Raw genomic sequence first — 17,059 nt, 5'->3', positions numbered from 1 at the left:
AGAACGCGGTGGAGGCAGCCGGTGGCGCCTGGAGGAGGTGCTGGAGGCGGTGAACGTGGTCGTGCCCGACGGGCTGGTGCCCCCTGACATCGTCGTCGCCGACGCGGAGCGACGGCGGGCCATGTCACCACAGTCACCGAGCCCTTCCCCTTCGCCATCGCCCCGGCCGGCTCGCCCAGCAGTAGCGTGACGCGCTACTCGGGATGTCGGTTCCGGTCGGCACGGCCGCCGCGGTGACGGAACGCTTCGCTCGGCGAGCCGGCAGTCGACTCGGCGGGCGGGGTATTCACTGCTGGCACATCAGATCCGCGATCACGGCAACCGGCAGGGACGGGTTGGCCGCTGCTGCCTCCGCCACCTCCCCGTCCGTGTCAGCCAGCAGCTCTGCGATGAGCGGTGGCGGGAGTGCCGGGTGGTCGGCGGCCACGGGTCTTGTTCGTCGGTCCGCCAGGCAGACGAGCAGCGCCGAGGCTGTTGCCCTGCGGTGCCGGGCAACCTCACGGAGCACCTTCCGCACTGTCGGTTTGTGCCGGACCAGGTCCTCCAGCAGCGCCGGGGCGCATCCGGGTTGGTTGCCACTTTGGCCAGGACACGGACGCCGTGTCGGTCGGCCATGGCGCGCAGCTGCGCTTCGGTGAGGCCGGGGTGCGCAGCGAGGGCCTTGACGACTTTCGCGTCGGGGTCGTCGGCCAGCCGGTCGCGTATCTGCGGCGGCAGGTCGCGGTGGTGGGCCACGAGCATGCGGGCAGCCGGGTCCGGTGACGTGGCCAGTTCTTCGACCTCGGCGGGGCGGGCGGCGGCGACACGGGGCAGAAGGGTGGCACCGATCTTGGTGGTTCGGGCCAGGCGGGTGAGCACGTCGAGTGGCACACGTGGATGGTGGGCCAGCTTGCGACGTACGTCGGGGTCGCGGTCGCCGGCCAGCGCACGGATCAGGGCATCGTCGATCGTGGGATTTCCGGCGAGGTCGGCGCGGACACCGGGAGCGGGGTCCGCGGCGAGTCGTGCGCATGCCTGCTGGGGCAGGTCCTGGCGGGTGGCGAGCGCCGAGCGCAACAGCATCGACGGATGGTCCACAAAGCTGATGACGGCTTCGATGGGGGTGGCGGGGTTACGGAGTGCCGCCTGCTGCATGTCGTGGACGGTGGATTCGTGCGAGCCGTCGCAGGAGGCGCCCGGGGGCAGGTCGCAGTCCAGTCGTGGGCACTGCCGATCGTGAACGAAGGGGGTCTTCTCGCGGTCACAGACCAGGCAGCGCCGCGCCGCGGGCAGCCCTTCCCCTGTCATCAACCCTGACAGTGTGGCCGCAGGTGTCGCTTCGTTGCCCGCCACCGCACGGCGGACCTCGGCATGCGGATGCGCCGCCAGCCTCGAGGCCACGTCCGCAGTGGCCCACAGCGCCAGCTCGGCGACGACACGTACGTCCGGGTCCGCCTCGAGCGTGTCCACCACGGCGGACGGGAGACCGGGGCAGGCCGCCAGCCTCTCCCGGCGCTCACCGGCCGGATCCGCCGCGAGGAGACGCGCCCACTGCGGGCGGCAGACACCTCGGTCGAGCAGGGCAAGGGCGGCATCCGGCCGGACGGAGGGATCCACGTCGGCGCCGAGCAGCCGGCCCTCGTACGCGAGTTGCACAGCGCTCTCGTGGACGCGCTCGGCCAACGGGACCGCTTGTGCATGGCTGAGGTCCGCGCGGCCCGCGAGAACCGTGGCGATGTCGTCATCCGCGATGGATATCAACCAGTCGACCGACTCGGACGACAGGGCCGGATTGGCGGCGAGCCCGCACAGGATGTGATGCACAGCGGCATCCTGCCCGGAGTGCGTGTGACAAGTGCGCGATTTCTCCGTCGACGAGTGGGCGGGACGCCCGGATACGTGCCCAGCACGGTACCCGGCGCGGTTCTTGTACTTCGCGACCGCACTGCGCATCGTCGTGGTGGTCGCCTACAGCGAGGTCTGATCCTCCTCGCCCCTGGACGATCGCTGGTTGCGCTCGCTTCGCGTGCCGCGCCGTACTCGAGTGCGGGCAGTGGTCGGCACCAGCGCTGCCGCGTCTCGGGTGGTTTCTGCCGTGACGGTTCAAAGATGAAAGACGGGGGCGATGCGAGTGGGGGTACGGGTGGCCTCCGCCCGCCCCCGGTCGGGTGCGGCGCCGTAGGGGTGCCGTTCCGGGGTGGCGGTCGAAGATGGGCTGAGTGCGGGGCATCGGATGCATCGCATGGAGCAAGTACGGATGCGGATGCGGCCATGGGAATGTCCAGGGGCCTGAGGGGGTGCTCTTTAAGAAGAGACGCGCGCCGTATGCAAGGTCCTGACCTGCAGTTTTGCCGAACTGATGTTGTCCCGTGGGGCACATTTGCCGAGACGGAATGTCAATGTGGCGGACACACTTGACCCAGGAAATCAAGCTGCGCTTGATTTCCTGCGAGGGTCCTGGTGGATGACAAACCCGCAGGTCACGACCGCGACCGATGCGCCGAGTGGCGCCCGCGAGCGGAAGTCCGGACCCGCGAGATGTGCTGTCATCGCAGCACAGGAAATCAACTCCTGCTTGATGTATCGCTCTCGCGCGTTCAGAAAATCAAGCTGCGGTGGATTTCTGAGGCGTCCCGGCGCTGTACTCCCCGGTTGTCGGCCCCGATGGCGCGCCATCGCATCAAAAGACAAGCCCAGGTTGATTTTTGGGCTAGTCTCATGGGCGCCTGAGTAACAAGGAGGTCCTGTGACATCAGATCCACCGGCACGGCGCCGGCCCCGCGCCGTTGCTGCCACCACGTCCGACGACGCAGGCTTCGACGACCTGCTGCAGATCCTCGGCGAACAGCTCGGCCGGAGCACCCAGGGCGGCGATCCGCGCAACGGGCGCAAACTCAAGAACGTCGTCCTCGAGTACGAGGCGCACCATACGGCCGTCCACGACATGGCCGGCAACGCCGGTTACAGCCTGGCCTCCAACTGGTTCACCCAGCTGCTCGCCCAGCTCGCCGTCGCCAACAGCATCACCAAGTCCCAGCTGTGTGTGTTCCTGTACGTCGCCGGAGGCCAGGAACGCGGCACCGGCATCGCCCAGTACACCCAGCAGGAGATCACGGACGGGCTGAACAAGCTCGCCGCCCAAAAGGGCGGCAAGATGATCACCCGGTCCACCGTCAACCGCGCCATCAAAGCGCTGGTGGGCTACAAGTGGGTCGAACAGCTCGGCAACGGCCGCGTACAGCTCAATGTGCGCCTGTGGTTCCACGGCACCAGCACCGCCCAGCACCAGGTCCTGGAACACCTCGCCGTCCAGCACGACCACGACCCCGAGGCCTTCCCCCACGGCATCGGCCCCGAAGCCCACCAAGAGGAACTGGACCTCGGCGTCGCTCCGTACCGCGACCAGCGTGAGAGGCGCACCGGGTGATACCCCTCCCTCGATCGCACCGCTGCTCGTCATCAGAAAGGAACGCCCATGGCTGAGGTCATGTCGCCGGTCGTGTCCGAACGCATCTGGGCCCTGCCGGTCTCCCCGGCGGCGGTGAAGTTCCTGCAGTACCTGCTCTACCGCAGCGACTTCGGCGGCCAGCTGCCCGTACGGCAGAAGCAGATGGCCGCCGAGTACCGCGTCACCCCCCAGGCGGTGAGCAACCTCATCGCACCCTTGTGCGAGCTGAACATCGTGCTGCGCCCGAAGAACGAGGACGGCAGCAAGGGCAACTCCTACCGACTGCACCCGTTGGCCGCGAAGTACGCCAGCACGCAGGACATGGAGGCCGCCTTCCGCACCACCATCGCCCGCATCAAGGCCGGTGACCTGCCCCACCTCAAGCTCCCCGCCTATGCCGCCGTACCCCCGGCGCAAGGCCGGCCGGACCTGCACGTCGCGTGAAGCGGCAAAAACAGGGGCCCCGCCGATGCCCGGCGGGGCCCCTGTGCCTGAGTAAAAGGTTGCTTGCACTATACCCAGGCCCGGCCGCGTCCACGGCTTTACCTACGCCACCGGACCGTACCGCACGCGGAACGGCCTTCTGACGGCAGCGACCATCTGATGCGTGCCTGAAACGTCTGTTTTTCAGGCGACCGCGTGCAGGCCGCCCTTGCCCGGTTTGGGCGGGCGCTTGGCGTAGCCGGGGACCTTGACCGGGGGCGGGCCGCTGACACTTCGCATGGGGCCGGGTGCGTCAACACAGAGGCTGTGCGGGCCGGAAGATCCGGCGCTTTGTCCCGATGACGGACCGGGACGGTCCGAAAAGGCGGCGCCGTGGGGAGTGGTCCCTCTCACGGTGCCGCCCGGCACATGGCCCAAGAAGCCGTCGAAGCCGGCTACGGACACCGCGCGCTGCTGGCGCTGCTGGCGCTGCTGAAGTGCGTCAAGGCCATGGTTTGGGTGCCATCTGGTTCAAGCGCTGTCACTCAATGATCGTCTTCTTCTCCGGTCGAGGAACGCCGCGAGACGGCGCTCTCCGGCATCTGCGCCGGGGGCCGGTAGCTCCTCAGCCCTGGCGGGCTTGCGGTGCCCCGCCGGGGTGGCCGGCCGCCGTCGGCGGCTGACGGGCCCGTTGAGGTTTTCAATGCCGATACCCGGGTGAGCCCGGAACCGGGTTGCCGTGGCACACGCGCGCCTGATCATCGCAAGGCCGAGGCATCGTCGTGGCTGACTTTCGGGGGCGCGGGTGGAGAACCGGCGCCGTGAGGGCTGAGGAAGATGCCGGGCAACCGCTGCGACCTTTGCCGCTTCCGTCGAGTCCAGGCACGGATGCGTTGTGCCGAAGCCGGCGTCCGTGCGTGCCGGGGGAGTGTGTGCCGATCGTGTTGGCCCGTTGGAGTGAAGCTCGGAGACGGACGCGATGGTGCGTGACGTGTCCGCTGGGGCTGGTGGTGCCGACCGAGCTGCCGGGCGGGAAGGGGACCGGGTCCATGGGTCGGCCGGACCGGCAACGTCCCTACGGCAGCTGCGACGTCCGGCCCCGTGGGAGGAGCGGCGCGGGTTGGAGATGTAAGAGAGCGCCACCCTCATCACCCCTGTGACCTGCGGAGATGATCTGTGAGACCAAGACCGTACGATCTGGCACCCAGATCGCTGGAACGCGGAGCACGATCAGAGAACCGGAGTGCCCAGTTCCTGAGGTCGTGGCACCGAGGCTGCAGGATCTGCCACCACGGCTGTGAGATCTGGGCACTGCTGTCGCAGAACAGCACTAGATTGACGTGACGTACATGAGCAGGGGGGTGTGAATCGGCCATTGCGGCCCCGCGTCGTGTCCGGATGAGCAATTGACACGGCGGTCAAGCTGAGCAGATTGACTTCTTGCACATGTACGTTAAGTTCATGTGATCGGCTTACAGGCCGTTATCGACGTGCTACGGATCCGATATGTGCGGGGGCCTCTTGGGAGCAGCACGCAGACTGGTGGACGCCGACACCGGCGAGGTCGTCCCCTATGTGCCGTACGCCTTCTCCGGGCGGCACACCCAGGTGGACAAGGCGCGTGTCGAAGCGATCACAGTGAGCACGGCGTTCACGCCCAGTCAGAAGTTTCTCGTCCTGTGGTGGATCGGGGTCTCTCCGGAAGGCCTGGAGCCTTTGCGGGCCACCGGAGCGGACATCGCCAAACGCGTGGGCATGTCCGCCGACGCCGTCGGGAAGATCAACAGGAAGCTGGCCAAGCACCGCATCCTGATCGTCAGAGGGCGCATCGGCAACTATAATTTCTACCGCATCAGCCCGTACATCTCCTTCCACGGGACCGGGGCCGAGCAGCGCGAAGCGGTGAAGACCTGCAATCCGCCGGACATTCCGGGATTCGACGACAACACCCCTGCTCGGTGGGAGGCTCAGTGATCAACGAGGACAAGCACAGGAATCTGGACCTGCTGCAGCGCACGGCCGGTATGAGTGCCAACCAGCGTCTGGTGGTCATGCTGTACGCCCTGCACCCCACCGACCGGGCCGGGGCGGTCATCGAGACCGCCGTCAACCTCGCGGAGCTGGTCGGCATGTCCCCGTCGGTGTTCTCCCGCACCCGACGGCAGGTCGTCGAGGCCGGGTGGCTGGAGGAGTCCGACCGTCTCGCCCACATCAAGTACTACCGGCTCAGCCCCAAGGCCACCGGTGAGAACGTCGTGGTAGAGCTGCGGCGCGCAACCTGAGGCGTTCCGCCAGCCGCACCTCATGTACTTCACGTCAATGAGGTCGGTCCCTCAGGACGTCCTTCCTTCCCTATGATCAATAAGGAAGGGTGCGGCGGTCCGTACCAGGCCGTTTCCGCCCCGTGCCGTCCTGCGTCGTGCGGTGTCGGACCACATCCGGTCCCCCCCCCCACGACGCGTGCACGCGAAGGGCGGGCCGCAGGTCCCTCAGGAGCCGCACTTATCGGGCGGGCCGCTCCGCCCCAGGAAGCGCCCCTTCGCACACTGCAAGCGATCGACCGTCTCCGCTGACCGGCCCTTCGACCCCGTTCACACCGCGTCCCCGGTCGCCGGCGGCGGCGCCGTCCCGGACGCCGCCGCAGCCATCGGCCCTCAGCAGTGCTGCGCCGACGGTGTGCCGCCGAACTCGACACCGACCCGGCAGGGCACCTGGACGGCGGAGGTCCGCGCGGTATCCCCGAACAGCGCACGTGCGTGCTCGGGGTCGAGGGTGAACTCGATGCGGTCGCACTCGTGAGGCCGGTCGGGAGGACCGACCATCAGATGGAAGGCCAGTACGCCGTCGGTGTCCTGGGAGGTGGTGACCACCGCGTCCACGATCCCGGATATCGGTCGGGGAGCCTGCTCCTGCATAACCGGCCTTCCTTGTCGTCGCTCAGCTGCTCATCACGGCCGGGTCGTTCCCGGCGTCCAGTTCGTGCGCGAGTTGCGTCCACAGCCGGGCAGGCCCCTGCGCGAGCTGTGCCATGGATTGCTTGCCGTGCACCGGTCGTGGGGCCGTGATCCGCTCCCGGGCCTCGGGCCACCGTCGTAGGGACACCGAGCATGCGCAGGACGCCGCGGCCGGCCCGCCGGGCCGCAGCGAAGGATCACCACGCGGCGACCGCGGACCGCGCAGCAGCCGGCCGGGCAGTGACGGGACGGCTTCGAAGGCCGTCCACGGGCGGCGGACCGCGGACAGAGCCCGGTCCGCGAAGGCGGCGGGAGGAGGGCACGCCTTCGCGGACCGGGAGCCGCGGCCCGGCACGGGGTGTTCGCCGCGGCGGTCCTGTCGCGCACATCGGCGACGGTGGCCGGTGCCGGGTCGGCCTCGGCGGCAACATGCTGCAGTGAGGCATCGGAGCGGGTGCGCACGTGGTCGCGGTCCTCGCCGTCCGTCTGCAGAGCGGAGCCGGCGGTGACGCGGTGGGCGCTGACTCGCTCCACGGAAGAGCCGGTGGCCGCGCCGCCCGGGAACCCGGCCGGACGGGGCGCACTCCCTGAGGCCATGGGCGTCACCTTCGGCCGAGGTCGTCGGAGTGTGTCCCCGGGAGCGCGGCGAGCCGGCCCGTGACGGGCGGAGACAACATTCCGCGGTCCGCATCGGTGTGTGCGGCGGCTTGTCCCGGTGCGGCGAGGACGAGGGCGCCGGCCGGGACCGTACCGCGGACCCTGCCATGCGACAGCTGCGAAGACATGCTGTCCTCCCCCCCGGTCGAATTCGGTGACAGAAAGTCTGCGCAACGTTCTGGTCTGCGGGAAGGGATGCCCGAGCGGACAAACCGGCCTTGGCCTACTCGGTCCAGCGCAGCGGCAGGCACGTCCTGGTCGCTCGGAGGCCGCCCCGGGCGCCGGCCGGGCCGGGGCCCCAGCCGACCGGCGCGGAGAGCCGTCGAGGTCTCCGCCCGGGAAGCGGACATCACGTGCGGGCCGTGTCCAGGGCGCGCTCGGGTTCCTCGGCCACCTCCACCACCTGGCGGACGTTCCAGAGCGCCAGCAGACCGGCTACGGCCAGCAGGGCCGCCTGGACGTCCAGGGCCAGGGGAAGGCTGATCCAGGCCACCAGGGTGCCGGCGCAGATCAGGCCCAGAGCCTGGGATGCGTCGAAGACGCTCTGGAGGCTGGCCATGACGCGACCGCGGGTCGCGTCCTGCGTGTGCATCTGGGTCACGGACATCCGGCCCGCGAAGGCCGCGATCCCCGGGGCTCCCAGTACAGAGAACAGACCGACGAACCAAGCCATGGAGGTGGTGAGATAGGCACTGTTCCAGGTCGCCGCGGTCATCACGGAGAACACGACCAGGGACCAGCCGAGCAGTCTCCCCGGTTCGGTGCGCCGGGCCAGCATGCCGACGAGCCCGCCACCGACCATGCCGCCGATGGCCTGCACACCGCGCAGCAGACCGGTGTCGCTCTCTCCGCCGCCCAACCGGTCCGTCACGAACACCACGAACAGGACCGCGAACAGGCCCTGCGCCAGACCCATCAGGCCCACCGTCACCACCATGGCCCGCAGCCCGGGGCGTGTCCTGATCTCCCGGAGTCCCTCCAGGTAGGCACGCCAGGCCGTCTGGTGGATCGGTACCTCGCGGGAGACGCCGAAGGGCCGCAGCAACAGCACGATCGCCAGCAGGAAGGAGGCGGCGTCGGCGACGAGGATGCCGGCCAGGCCGAACCAGCCCAGGACGAAGCCGCCCAGAGAGGCACCGCCGAGCCTGGCCAGGTTGCCGTTGATGCTGACGAGCCCGTTCGCGGCGGGCACATCCTGGCGCTCGACGAGGGAGGGCAGCAGGGCGTACTTGGCCGGCTGGAACACGGTGGACAGTGCGGCCTGCACAGCGGTGACGATGTTGACGATGAAGACCTGGTCGGGTCCGTGCACCGCGATCAGTGGCAGCAGTGCCGCCACCTGTGCGAGGCTCACCCACATCATCGTCCGGCGCCGGTCCCACCGGTCGGCCAGCACACCCGCCACGGGCGAGAGCAGCAGGGCCGGCAGCAGCTCCACGAGGAAGTTCGTCGCGGTCGCTCCCACCGAACCGGTGAGCTGATACACGTAGACCGGCATGGCGACCATAAACATCCAGTCGCCCGTCTCCGAAATGAATCCGGAAATCCATAGACGGCGGAATCCCGGATTTGCCAGCGGGCCTTTCAGTGAAAGTCTCATAAGTCCCTCTCGCCCTTTCATGCCTCCCTCGCCGGGAGGGCCCTCCGGGGTGTCATTCGTCAAGCGGAGTCCAGCAACTCGCCTGCATGGTACAGGCATTGGATGCCGCGGAGCACTGCTCAGGCCGACTGTTCAACTGATGACGAGGTGCGGTCGAACACCGCACTCATACACGTGCCGAACGCATCCGGAATTGCCTTCGTTGACATGCCGAATATCGGCCTTCTAGCGTCGCAGACATGCTTCCCACCGACATCAACCTGCTTCCCGTGCTTGGCCGGCCCACTTTGTCGGGCGACGGCCGTTACGCGGTCGTGAGTGTTTTCCGACCGGATGTGGACGCCGATGAGAACGCCAGCGAGCTGTGGGTGGCCCAGACGGACGGGTCCTCCCCGGCCCGTCGCCTCACCCAGGGCTCGAACGACGGCGCGCCGGCTTTCTCACCCGACGGGCGCTGGCTGGCCTTCCTGCGCCCCGGACCCGCCGGACCCGCGCAGCTGCACCTGCTGCCGATGGACGGCGGCGAACCGTTCGCAGTGACCGACCTGCCGCTGGGAGCGGGCCAGCCGGTGTGGAGCCCGGACTCGCGCCGGATCGCCTTCGCCGCGCGTGTCGCCGAGCCGGGCAGGTACCTGCCCGGGGTGCCGCCGCGCAAGGAGCGGCCCCGCCGCATCACCACCCTTCGCTACATGTCGGACGGCATCGGGTTCACCTTCGACCGGCCGCACCAGATCTTCGTCACCGACCCGTTCTCAAGGACACCGGTGACGACGCAGGTCACCAGCGGGGAGCACGGCAGTTACGACGTGGCATGGAGCCCGGACGGGCAGCTGCTGACGTTCATCTCCGGCCGCCACGAGACGCACGCCGACGACCTGCGCCGTGACATCTGGGTCTGCGCCCCGGACGGCACCGGACTGCGGGCGCTGACCGACGGCGGCCTGGAGCTGGGCTGCCCGCGCTTCTCGGGCGACGGCACGGTCGTGTGCTTCGCCGCCGAGACACTGGACGAGCACAACCGCGCCAGCGGAGCCAACAGCTACGGCCTCTGGTCGGTGGCCGTCGACGGTTCGGCACCGCCGCGCCGGCTCACCGACCCGGAGCCGTACCACCTGAGCTTCGCGAGCCAGATGATCGCGCCCGCCTCCGACGGCGTGTACTTCGCCAACGACTACCGCGGCGAAGTCCACCTCATCCTCGTGCCCTACGACGGCGGCGAACCCGAGCCCGTCATCACCGGTCCCCGGCAGGTCAACGGATACGCGATCGCCGAGGGACCGGAGGGCACCACGATCGCCGCCGTGCTCTCCGACGCCGGGAGCGCGGGCGACCTGGTGGCGCTGCGCGGCGGCGAGGAGCGGGAACTCACCCCCTTCGGAGCCGAACTGCGTGCCCGTGCCGGCCTGTTGCCGGTGGAGGAGTTCACCGCCAAGGCCGAGGACGGCTACGTCCTGCACGGCTGGACGGTCCGCCCGGCCGGCCCCGGTCCGCACCCGGTGCTGCTTCAGATCAAGGGCGGCCCCTTCACACAGTGGGGGTACACCCTCAACGGTCCGGCGTCCTTCGAGGAAGCCCAGGTCTACGCGAGCGCCGGCTACGCCGTCGTACTCGGCAACCCGCGCGGCACGTCCGGATACGGCCAGGCGCACGGCCGGTACGCGGCGAGCGACCTGGCGCGCCGCACGGCCACCGACCTGCTGGCCCTGCTGGACGCCGCCCTCGAGGCACCGGACCTGGACGAGACACGGGTCGGGGTCCAGGGCGGGTCGTTCGGCGGCTACATGGCGGCGTGGATGGCGGCGCACCACGGAGAAAGATTCCGGGCCGCCATGGGCGAGCGCGGCTGCTACGCGATCGACAGCCACTTCGGATCCGCCGACGACGGAGTCAACAACTCCATCGCACTGTACGGCGCGGACCAGGAACGGTGGGCGGAGATCAGCCCGCTCACCCACGCCGACCGGATCAGGATCCCGATGCTGCTGATCCAGTCGGAGGAGGACAGGCACACACCGATGGAGCAGGCCCAGCGGATGTTCGTGGCCCTGCGCACCCGTGGTGTGCCCGCCGAGATGCTGCTGTTCCCCGGCGAGGGCCATGACATGTCACGCACCGGCCTGCCCAGCCACCGGGTGGCGCGGTACGAGGCGATTCTGGAGTGGTGGGCCCGCCACCTGTGACCCGGCCGTCCTCCCCGGCCCCGACCGCGCCGACGCAACGTTGATCGCTGACGCGGTGCACGGCATCGGGGCCGACTCAGCTCGTGCAGCCAGCGACTCGATCAGAAATGAGGTAGGCGACGGTGACGGATTCCAGCGCCGGCGAGTACTTTCTCTCCACTTATCTGACCCCGCCGGGCGAGCGCTCGGTCATCTCCCCGCGACACGACCACAACGTCTCCCTGTGGCGGCGCTCCACCGGCTCCGTCGAACTCGTCCGACACTGGGAGCTGGAGCGGATCAGCGGACAGAAGCACCACGCTTGGCCGTTGTTCACCACGGAGCGCACCGAGGCCCTGCTCAACAAGCTGCTGGCCACGGAGGGACTGTCGACGGCGGACCTGAGCGCCAGCTGGGGCACGCCCGGACTGCCGGGCTACGCCCCCGTACCGGTCCCGGCCGGAGCCGAGGAACTCCCCGTGCACAGCCTCGCGCACCTGTTCAGCGGGATCCTGATGGACAGCAGGATCTTCCGGGAGGAGAACATCATCGGGATGGCCGTCGACGCCGCCCCGGACCTGGTCCTGGAGGACAAGCTCCCGCCCTACTACTACGCCGGCTGCGTGTCCGTGAAGGGACGGATCACCTTCGCCCCGGTGGAGTCACCGGCCCCGCTCTACCATGCGGCCGACCGCCTGTTCGGCAAGGAACCGGGCACGCTGATGGCGCTGGCGTCGGCCTGCCGTACCGCCATCGGGTACGACGCGGCCGCCGCCGTCGCCGAGCTGGAGCTCCTCGGCGGCCGGGTGCAGCCCTGGGCCGCCTCCTTCGGGCTGGTGAAGAAGGTCATCGCCGAGGCCGGGCGCCGGCTGGCCGGAGACCCCACGCCGGACTCCAGGTTCACCGCCGAGGAGAACCTGCAGAGCGCGGTGATGAAGGTGATCCAGGAATGCTGTGAACTGATCATCATCCGGAACGTCGAGAAGCTGAGGGAACTGGGCGGTGTCCGCACCGAGGACTGCTACCTGTCCGTCAGCGGCGGCTTCGGGCTGAACGTCCAGGCGAACACCCTGGTCCTGGACCGCTTCGGGTTCCGCGGCCTGCTCACACCGCCGTGCGCCAACGACTCCGGGGTGGCCCTCGGTCTCGGGCTGCTGGGCCTGTACGGCACCGGCGCCCTGGACGGGGCGGATCTGCGCATCGACCACGCGTACCACGGCAACGACCTGGCGGACGTGGACGAGGCGCTCACCGAGTTCGCCCCGTGGATCGAGGAGGTGTCGGACTTCTCGGCCGACCGGTTCGTGCAGGACCTCACCGACGACGTGGTGGTGTGGGCAGACGGCGCTGCGGAGATGGGGCCTCGGGCGCTCGGACATCGCAGTCTGCTCGGGGACCCGCGCTCGGAGAAGGTCAAGGACCTGCTCAACGAGTACAAGCAGCGGCAGTGGTGGCGGCCGGTCGCACCGATCGTGCTCGCCGAGCACGCGCACGAGTGGTTCGAGCAGAACCGGCTGTCGCCGTACATGCTGGAGGCGGCCGTCGTCCGCGCGGAACTGCGCGACAAGGTGCCCGCCATCCTCCACCTGGACGGCACGGCCCGGCACCAGACGCTCACCGAACAGGCCAACCCCCTGCTGTACCGGGCGATCGACGCGTTCCGCGCGGCGACCGGGGTGCCGATCGTGTGCAACACCTCGCTCAACGACAAGGGCGAGCCGATCGTCGACACCGCCGCCGAGGCCCTCACCTTCTGCATCCGCAAGGGAATCCGGATCGCCTACCTCGGCGGACGCCGGGTCGTCCTGCACCAGGCACAGGAAGCACAAAGGCCGGTGCCGGCCCGGCCGCGGCCCCGCGCGGAGCACTACTTCGCCGAGCAGGAGGCGGACCGCGACGCGCTGTGGAACTCCTGGCTGGAGCGCGGCTACACGGAGGCCGCCCTGCTGCTGATGACGGGCACCCCGCAACTCCTCGCCGATCCGGAGACCTTCACCCCGAACCGGGTCCGGCTGCTGGCGGAGCGCGTGGCCGCTCAGGACCCCGGCTTCGCGCACAGCCTGGAGGAGTTCATCCAGGACAACGGCCCGGGCACCGCCTTCACCGTGGGCGCTCCGCCGCGCCGCACCGCCTGATGGGCGCCACGGACACGGCATCGGTGCCCCGGACGCCGACCGGCCGCCACCCGCAGACATCCCGACACGCATCAGAGAGAGGGGACAGCGCATGACGAACTACACGTTCGCCGACCTCGTAGGGGACGAGAAGGTCTTCTTCGCCGAGTACTTCAACAAGAAGCCGCTGCTGCGCAAGGGCGCCCTGAAGGACCCCAAGGGGGTGCTGTCGCTGCGCAGGCTGGACGAGCTGGTCCAGCTGGAGATCATCCGGCCGCCCTACCTGCGGGTCAACCTCAAGGGCCAGGGCGTGCCCGAAAAGGGCTACACCAAGACCGTCACCGTGCAGGGCACGGACGTGACCGACACGGTCGATGCGCAGAAGGTGTACGAGCTCTTCCGCGCCGGCGCCACCATCGTGTGGAGCTCCCTCAACCACGTCGACTCCTCGCTGCGCCGCTTCACCCAGGTGATCAGCGACAAGTTCGGCGCCCGGACCGACTGCGTGGCCTTCCTGACGCCGGCCGGCAAGCAGGGCTTCTCCCCGCACCACGACCCGGTCGACCTCTTCATCGTGCAGACGGAAGGCACCAAGCGCTGGCGGCTGTGGAACCCGCCGCAGGTGCGCCGGGCGCAGGCCGCGTCCTACACGGCCGAGCAGCTCGGCGAGCCGGTGATCGACGTACTGCTGGAGCCCGGCGACGTGCTCTACCTCCCGTACGACACCCCGCACGCGGCGGCGGCGGAGGAACTCGCCTCCGTCCACCTGTCCATCATGATCCGGCCGCGGATGTGGAAGGACCTGCTGCGGCAGACCTTCGACGAGCTCGCCGCCGCCCCGGAGTTCAACGAATTCCCGTACATCGGCGAATCCCGGGACAACTCCGTGGAGGAAGTCTTCAAGGAGAAGGTGCGCGCTCTCATGACCCGGTTCGAGACGGTCGAACCGGCGGCCGAACTCGACCGGCTGGCCGACCTCGGCCGCCGCATGCCCGGCAATTCCATGGGCAGTACGTTTCAGACGACGGCGGAACTCGACGCGTTGGATGCGGGCTCGGCCCTCCGGCTCACCGACGTCGACGTGGAGTTCGGCGCGAATCAGGACGGACGCGTCCAGGTGACGGTCAACGGACACAAGGTCGCCATTCCCGCACCGGTCGCCGAAACCCTCGCCGGAATGAGCGCGGGCGACCACATCATCGCCTCGGACGTCTTCCCCGGCGCGGAGCCGGCCCGTGCGGCCAGGACGGCCCAGGGCCTGGCGCGGCTCGGCCTTCTGGAAGTGGTGGCGGCATAGTACGGATCGGTACGCCGCCCGCGGACACGGCAGTCGTACGGCCCCACCGTGCGGTGGGGCCGTACGCGCGTCCCGCGGGGACGCGGCGGACACGATGACACGACGAGCAACGCAAGGATCACAGTGACAACCGAACGCATTGGCCCTCCCGCGATCGCCGACGAGCGCGACATGCTCCGTGGCTACCTCGACTTCCACCGGGCGACGCTCGCCCTGAAGTGCGAGGGCCTCACCGATGAGGAGCTGCGCCGGCAGTCGATGCCGCCCTCGACGCTCTCGCTGCTCGGCCTGGTACGGCACATGGCCGAGGTGGAGCGGTCCTGGTTCCGCAGGATCATCAACGGCGAGGACATCCCGCTCGTGTGGTCGGACGACTTCGACTTCCAAGTCGCCTACGACGCCCGCGAGGCGGACCGGCAGGAGGCATTCGACGCCTGGCGGACGGAGATCGAGCACGCCCGGCGGATCGAGGCCGCGGCCGAGTCCCTGGACGTCATCGCGCACGACCGCCGCAAGGACCAGACGGTGTCGCTGCGCATGGTCATGCTCCACATGATCCACGAGTACGCCAGGCACAACGGGCACGCCGACTTCCTGCGCGAGGGCATCGACGGAACCGTCGGCGTCTGACCCGCGCCCCCCTTTCCACGACGAAAAGGCCGTTTTTCTCCGCGCCGGCGCGGAGAAAAACGGCCTTTTCGTCGTGGAAAGGGTGTTCGACCGTTCCCCGGCGTCAGTTGAACACCCGAGAAATCGACTTCCCGCATTCGTCGCATCGGGAAAGGGGGTTGAACACCCGGCAGGGATTGCCTCGCCCCCCGGAAATGGGCCACTATTACATCACCGCCGGGAAACATCCCGGAGAAACCGAGAAAAGGAGTTCAAAATGGAGCGCAGCTTCGACGACATCGAGTTCATCGAGACCTCCGCCGACCTGCTGGCCACCTCGTACTACGTCAACATCCAGTAATTCCCGGTACAGCATGGGGGGCGGCGCCCTGAAACGCCGCCCCCCAGCCCGGGGGCGGCACGAGCCGGACGTTCGGCGCCGCGGCCACACGCCCCCAACCGCGCGTTGAGCGGGCCGAGAAGAGTCCTTCTTCTCGGCCCGCTGGAGCGAGCGGGGACAGCGCACACACTGCCCGCCGGACACGACCGAGCCGGCCCGACGCCCGTGGGAGGCGGAGAACGTGGGGATCACCGCTGCCGACTGGACCTTCGCGTCCCTCGTCGGCGACACCGAGAGCTTCTTCGCACAGCACTTCGACCGACAGCCGCTGCTGCGCCGCGGAGCGCTCGCACACCGGACCCGCGACCTGGTCACGGTCGACCAGCTCGACGACGTCATCGCCCTGCAGGCCGTTTCGCCGGCGTACGTGCGCCTCGCCAGGAACGGCCAGGGCGTCTCCAGCAAGGCCTACACCCGCACCACGGGCGACCACGGGACGGGACTCGCCGAAACCGTCGTACCGGAACGCGTCTACGAGCTGTTCCGCTCCGGCGCGACCGTCTCCTGGAACCACCTCGAGCACCTCCTGCCCTCGGCCCGGCACCTCGCGGACGCCTTCTCCGACACCTTCGCCTGCCCCGCCGAGATCGTCGGCTTCCTGACACCGGCCGGTCACGACGGGTACGCCCCGCACCACGACCCGGTGGACGTCTTCGTCATCCAGATCGAGGGAACAAAGGACTGGCAGGTCTGGCAGCCGCCCGCCGACCGGCGCGGAGACAGCGTCCACTACCCGGCCGACCGGCTCGGTGAACCCGCGCTGCGTACCACGCTGCGCCCCGGAGACATGCTCTACCTGCCCTACGGGACGCCGCATGCCGCAGCCGCCAGGGAACAGGTCTCCCTGCACCTGTCGGTCACCGTCGCCCCACGGCGCTGGCGCGACCTGCTGGTGGAGACGGTCCAGGAGCTCGTGCGCGACGAGGCGTTCCACGACGTTCCGTTCCTCGGCGACACCACCGCCGCGGACGCGGCCGACGGCCACCACGACCGGGTGGCGGAGCGGTACCGCGAGAAGGTCGCCGACCTGTGCGCCCGCCTCACTGCGCTGCGGCCCGACGAGGAGACCACGCGGCTGGCCGCGGCCGGACGGGCCCGCGCCGGTGCGGGCCGGCCGCGGGAGTTCACGCGGCTGGCCGGCCTGGACGCTCTCACCGCCCAGGCGCGGGTGCGACGCACCGAGGCCCCGGTCGAACTCGGACCGAGCCTCGACGGCAAGACCTCCTTGCTGGTCAACGGCCATCGGCTGGCCGTGCCCGACGCCGTCGCCGACACCCTGCGCGCACTGGAGCGCGGCGGTTCGCTGCCGGCCGGCAAGTTCCTCGCCGACGCTCCTGAGGACCGTTCCGTCCGCGCGGCCTGGCAGCTCGCCCGCCTCGGCGTCCTGCAGGCCGTGAGCCAGACGGGGGCCTGAGCACC

The 17,059-nt window shown here is 69.4% G+C and carries 13 protein-coding genes and 1 pseudogene; 11 read left to right on the top strand and 3 right to left on the bottom strand.

The features are described from left to right. Positions 1-286 precede the first annotated feature (286 nt). Positions 287-1,803 (bottom strand): annotated as a pseudogene (locus IE271_RS18720) (hypothetical protein). A gap of 31 nt (positions 1,804-1,834) precedes the next feature. Here IE271_RS18720 and IE271_RS43350 point away from each other — a divergent pair. From IE271_RS43350 to IE271_RS18700, 6 genes are all read left to right on the top strand, one after another. Then, positions 1,835-1,963, top strand: coding sequence for a hypothetical protein (locus IE271_RS43350; RefSeq protein WP_268256202.1), 129 nt, complete (start codon positions 1,835-1,837; stop codon positions 1,961-1,963). A gap of 762 nt (positions 1,964-2,725) precedes the next feature. Next, entirely contained in the window at positions 2,726-3,406 is a 681-nt protein-coding gene (locus IE271_RS18715; protein ID WP_190191493.1) for a hypothetical protein, read from the top strand. Between the two features lie 48 nt (positions 3,407-3,454). After that, on the top strand, positions 3,455-3,871 hold the full coding sequence (locus tag IE271_RS18710) for a hypothetical protein (protein ID WP_190191492.1): 417 nt from the start codon (positions 3,455-3,457) through the stop codon (positions 3,869-3,871). A gap of 408 nt (positions 3,872-4,279) precedes the next feature. Next, the gene (locus IE271_RS43345) at positions 4,280-4,402 is read left to right on the top strand and encodes a hypothetical protein (protein ID WP_268256201.1); all 123 of its coding nucleotides are present in this window, start codon (positions 4,280-4,282) and stop codon (positions 4,400-4,402) included. Between the two features lie 969 nt (positions 4,403-5,371). After that, positions 5,372-5,824, top strand: a complete 453-nt coding sequence (locus IE271_RS18705) for a MarR family transcriptional regulator (RefSeq protein WP_190191491.1) — start codon at positions 5,372-5,374, stop codon at positions 5,822-5,824. 50 nt (positions 5,825-5,874) lie between these two features. Next, the gene (locus IE271_RS18700; RefSeq protein ID WP_373308790.1) at positions 5,875-6,132 is read left to right on the top strand and encodes a cyclic nucleotide-binding domain-containing protein; all 258 of its coding nucleotides are present in this window, start codon (positions 5,875-5,877) and stop codon (positions 6,130-6,132) included. A gap of 372 nt (positions 6,133-6,504) precedes the next feature. Here IE271_RS18700 and IE271_RS18695 read toward each other — a convergent pair whose 3' ends face one another. Both IE271_RS18695 and IE271_RS18690 read right to left on the bottom strand, forming a co-directional pair. After that, positions 6,505-6,765, bottom strand: coding sequence for a hypothetical protein (locus IE271_RS18695; protein ID WP_190191489.1), 261 nt, complete (start codon positions 6,763-6,765; stop codon positions 6,505-6,507). A gap of 1,045 nt (positions 6,766-7,810) precedes the next feature. Further along, a complete protein-coding gene (locus IE271_RS18690; RefSeq protein WP_190191488.1) occupies positions 7,811-9,061 on the bottom strand; it encodes an MFS transporter in 1,251 nt (416 codons plus the stop codon). 335 nt (positions 9,062-9,396) lie between these two features. On the opposite strand from IE271_RS18690, the gene IE271_RS18685 reads away from it, so the two are divergent. From IE271_RS18685 to IE271_RS18665, 5 genes are all read left to right on the top strand, one after another. Beyond that, the gene (locus IE271_RS18685) at positions 9,397-11,241 is read left to right on the top strand and encodes a S9 family peptidase (protein ID WP_229919408.1); all 1,845 of its coding nucleotides are present in this window, start codon (positions 9,397-9,399) and stop codon (positions 11,239-11,241) included. 122 nt (positions 11,242-11,363) lie between these two features. Next, entirely contained in the window at positions 11,364-13,355 is a 1,992-nt protein-coding gene (locus tag IE271_RS18680; protein WP_190191486.1) for a carbamoyltransferase C-terminal domain-containing protein, read from the top strand. Positions 13,356-13,446: 91 nt separating this feature from the next. Next, positions 13,447-14,631 (top strand): cupin domain-containing protein, encoded by a 1,185-nt coding sequence (locus IE271_RS18675; RefSeq protein ID WP_190191485.1) that lies wholly within the window; start codon positions 13,447-13,449, stop codon positions 14,629-14,631. 123 nt (positions 14,632-14,754) lie between these two features. Beyond that, entirely contained in the window at positions 14,755-15,261 is a 507-nt protein-coding gene (locus tag IE271_RS18670) for a DinB family protein (protein WP_190191484.1), read from the top strand. A gap of 560 nt (positions 15,262-15,821) precedes the next feature. Beyond that, on the top strand, positions 15,822-17,054 hold the full coding sequence (locus IE271_RS18665) for a JmjC domain-containing protein (protein ID WP_190191483.1): 1,233 nt from the start codon (positions 15,822-15,824) through the stop codon (positions 17,052-17,054). Positions 17,055-17,059: the final 5 nt, after the last annotated feature.

The organism is Streptomyces minutiscleroticus (assembly GCF_014650875.1).
In the GTDB taxonomy this organism is placed as follows: domain Bacteria; phylum Actinomycetota; class Actinomycetes; order Streptomycetales; family Streptomycetaceae; genus Streptomyces; species Streptomyces minutiscleroticus.
Note: the sequence above shows the minus strand (reverse complement) of the source record. Positions and strands in the feature narration are given on the sequence as shown.

What these genes read in the sequence shown, in the direction of transcription:
- IE271_RS18700 (WP_373308790.1), top strand. Translation starts at nt 5,875, where the DNA reads ATGAGTGCCAACCAGCGTCTGGTGGTCATGCTGTACGCCCTGCACCCC.
- IE271_RS18690 (WP_190191488.1), bottom strand. Translation starts at nt 9,061, where the DNA reads ATGAGACTTTCACTGAAAGGCCCGCTGGCAAATCCGGGATTCCGCCGT.
- IE271_RS43345 (WP_268256201.1), top strand. Translation starts at nt 4,280, where the DNA reads ATGGCCCAAGAAGCCGTCGAAGCCGGCTACGGACACCGCGCGCTGCTG.
- IE271_RS18695 (WP_190191489.1), bottom strand. Translation starts at nt 6,765, where the DNA reads ATGCAGGAGCAGGCTCCCCGACCGATATCCGGGATCGTGGACGCGGTG.
- IE271_RS18675 (WP_190191485.1), top strand. Translation starts at nt 13,447, where the DNA reads ATGACGAACTACACGTTCGCCGACCTCGTAGGGGACGAGAAGGTCTTC.
- IE271_RS18710 (WP_190191492.1), top strand. Translation starts at nt 3,455, where the DNA reads ATGGCTGAGGTCATGTCGCCGGTCGTGTCCGAACGCATCTGGGCCCTG.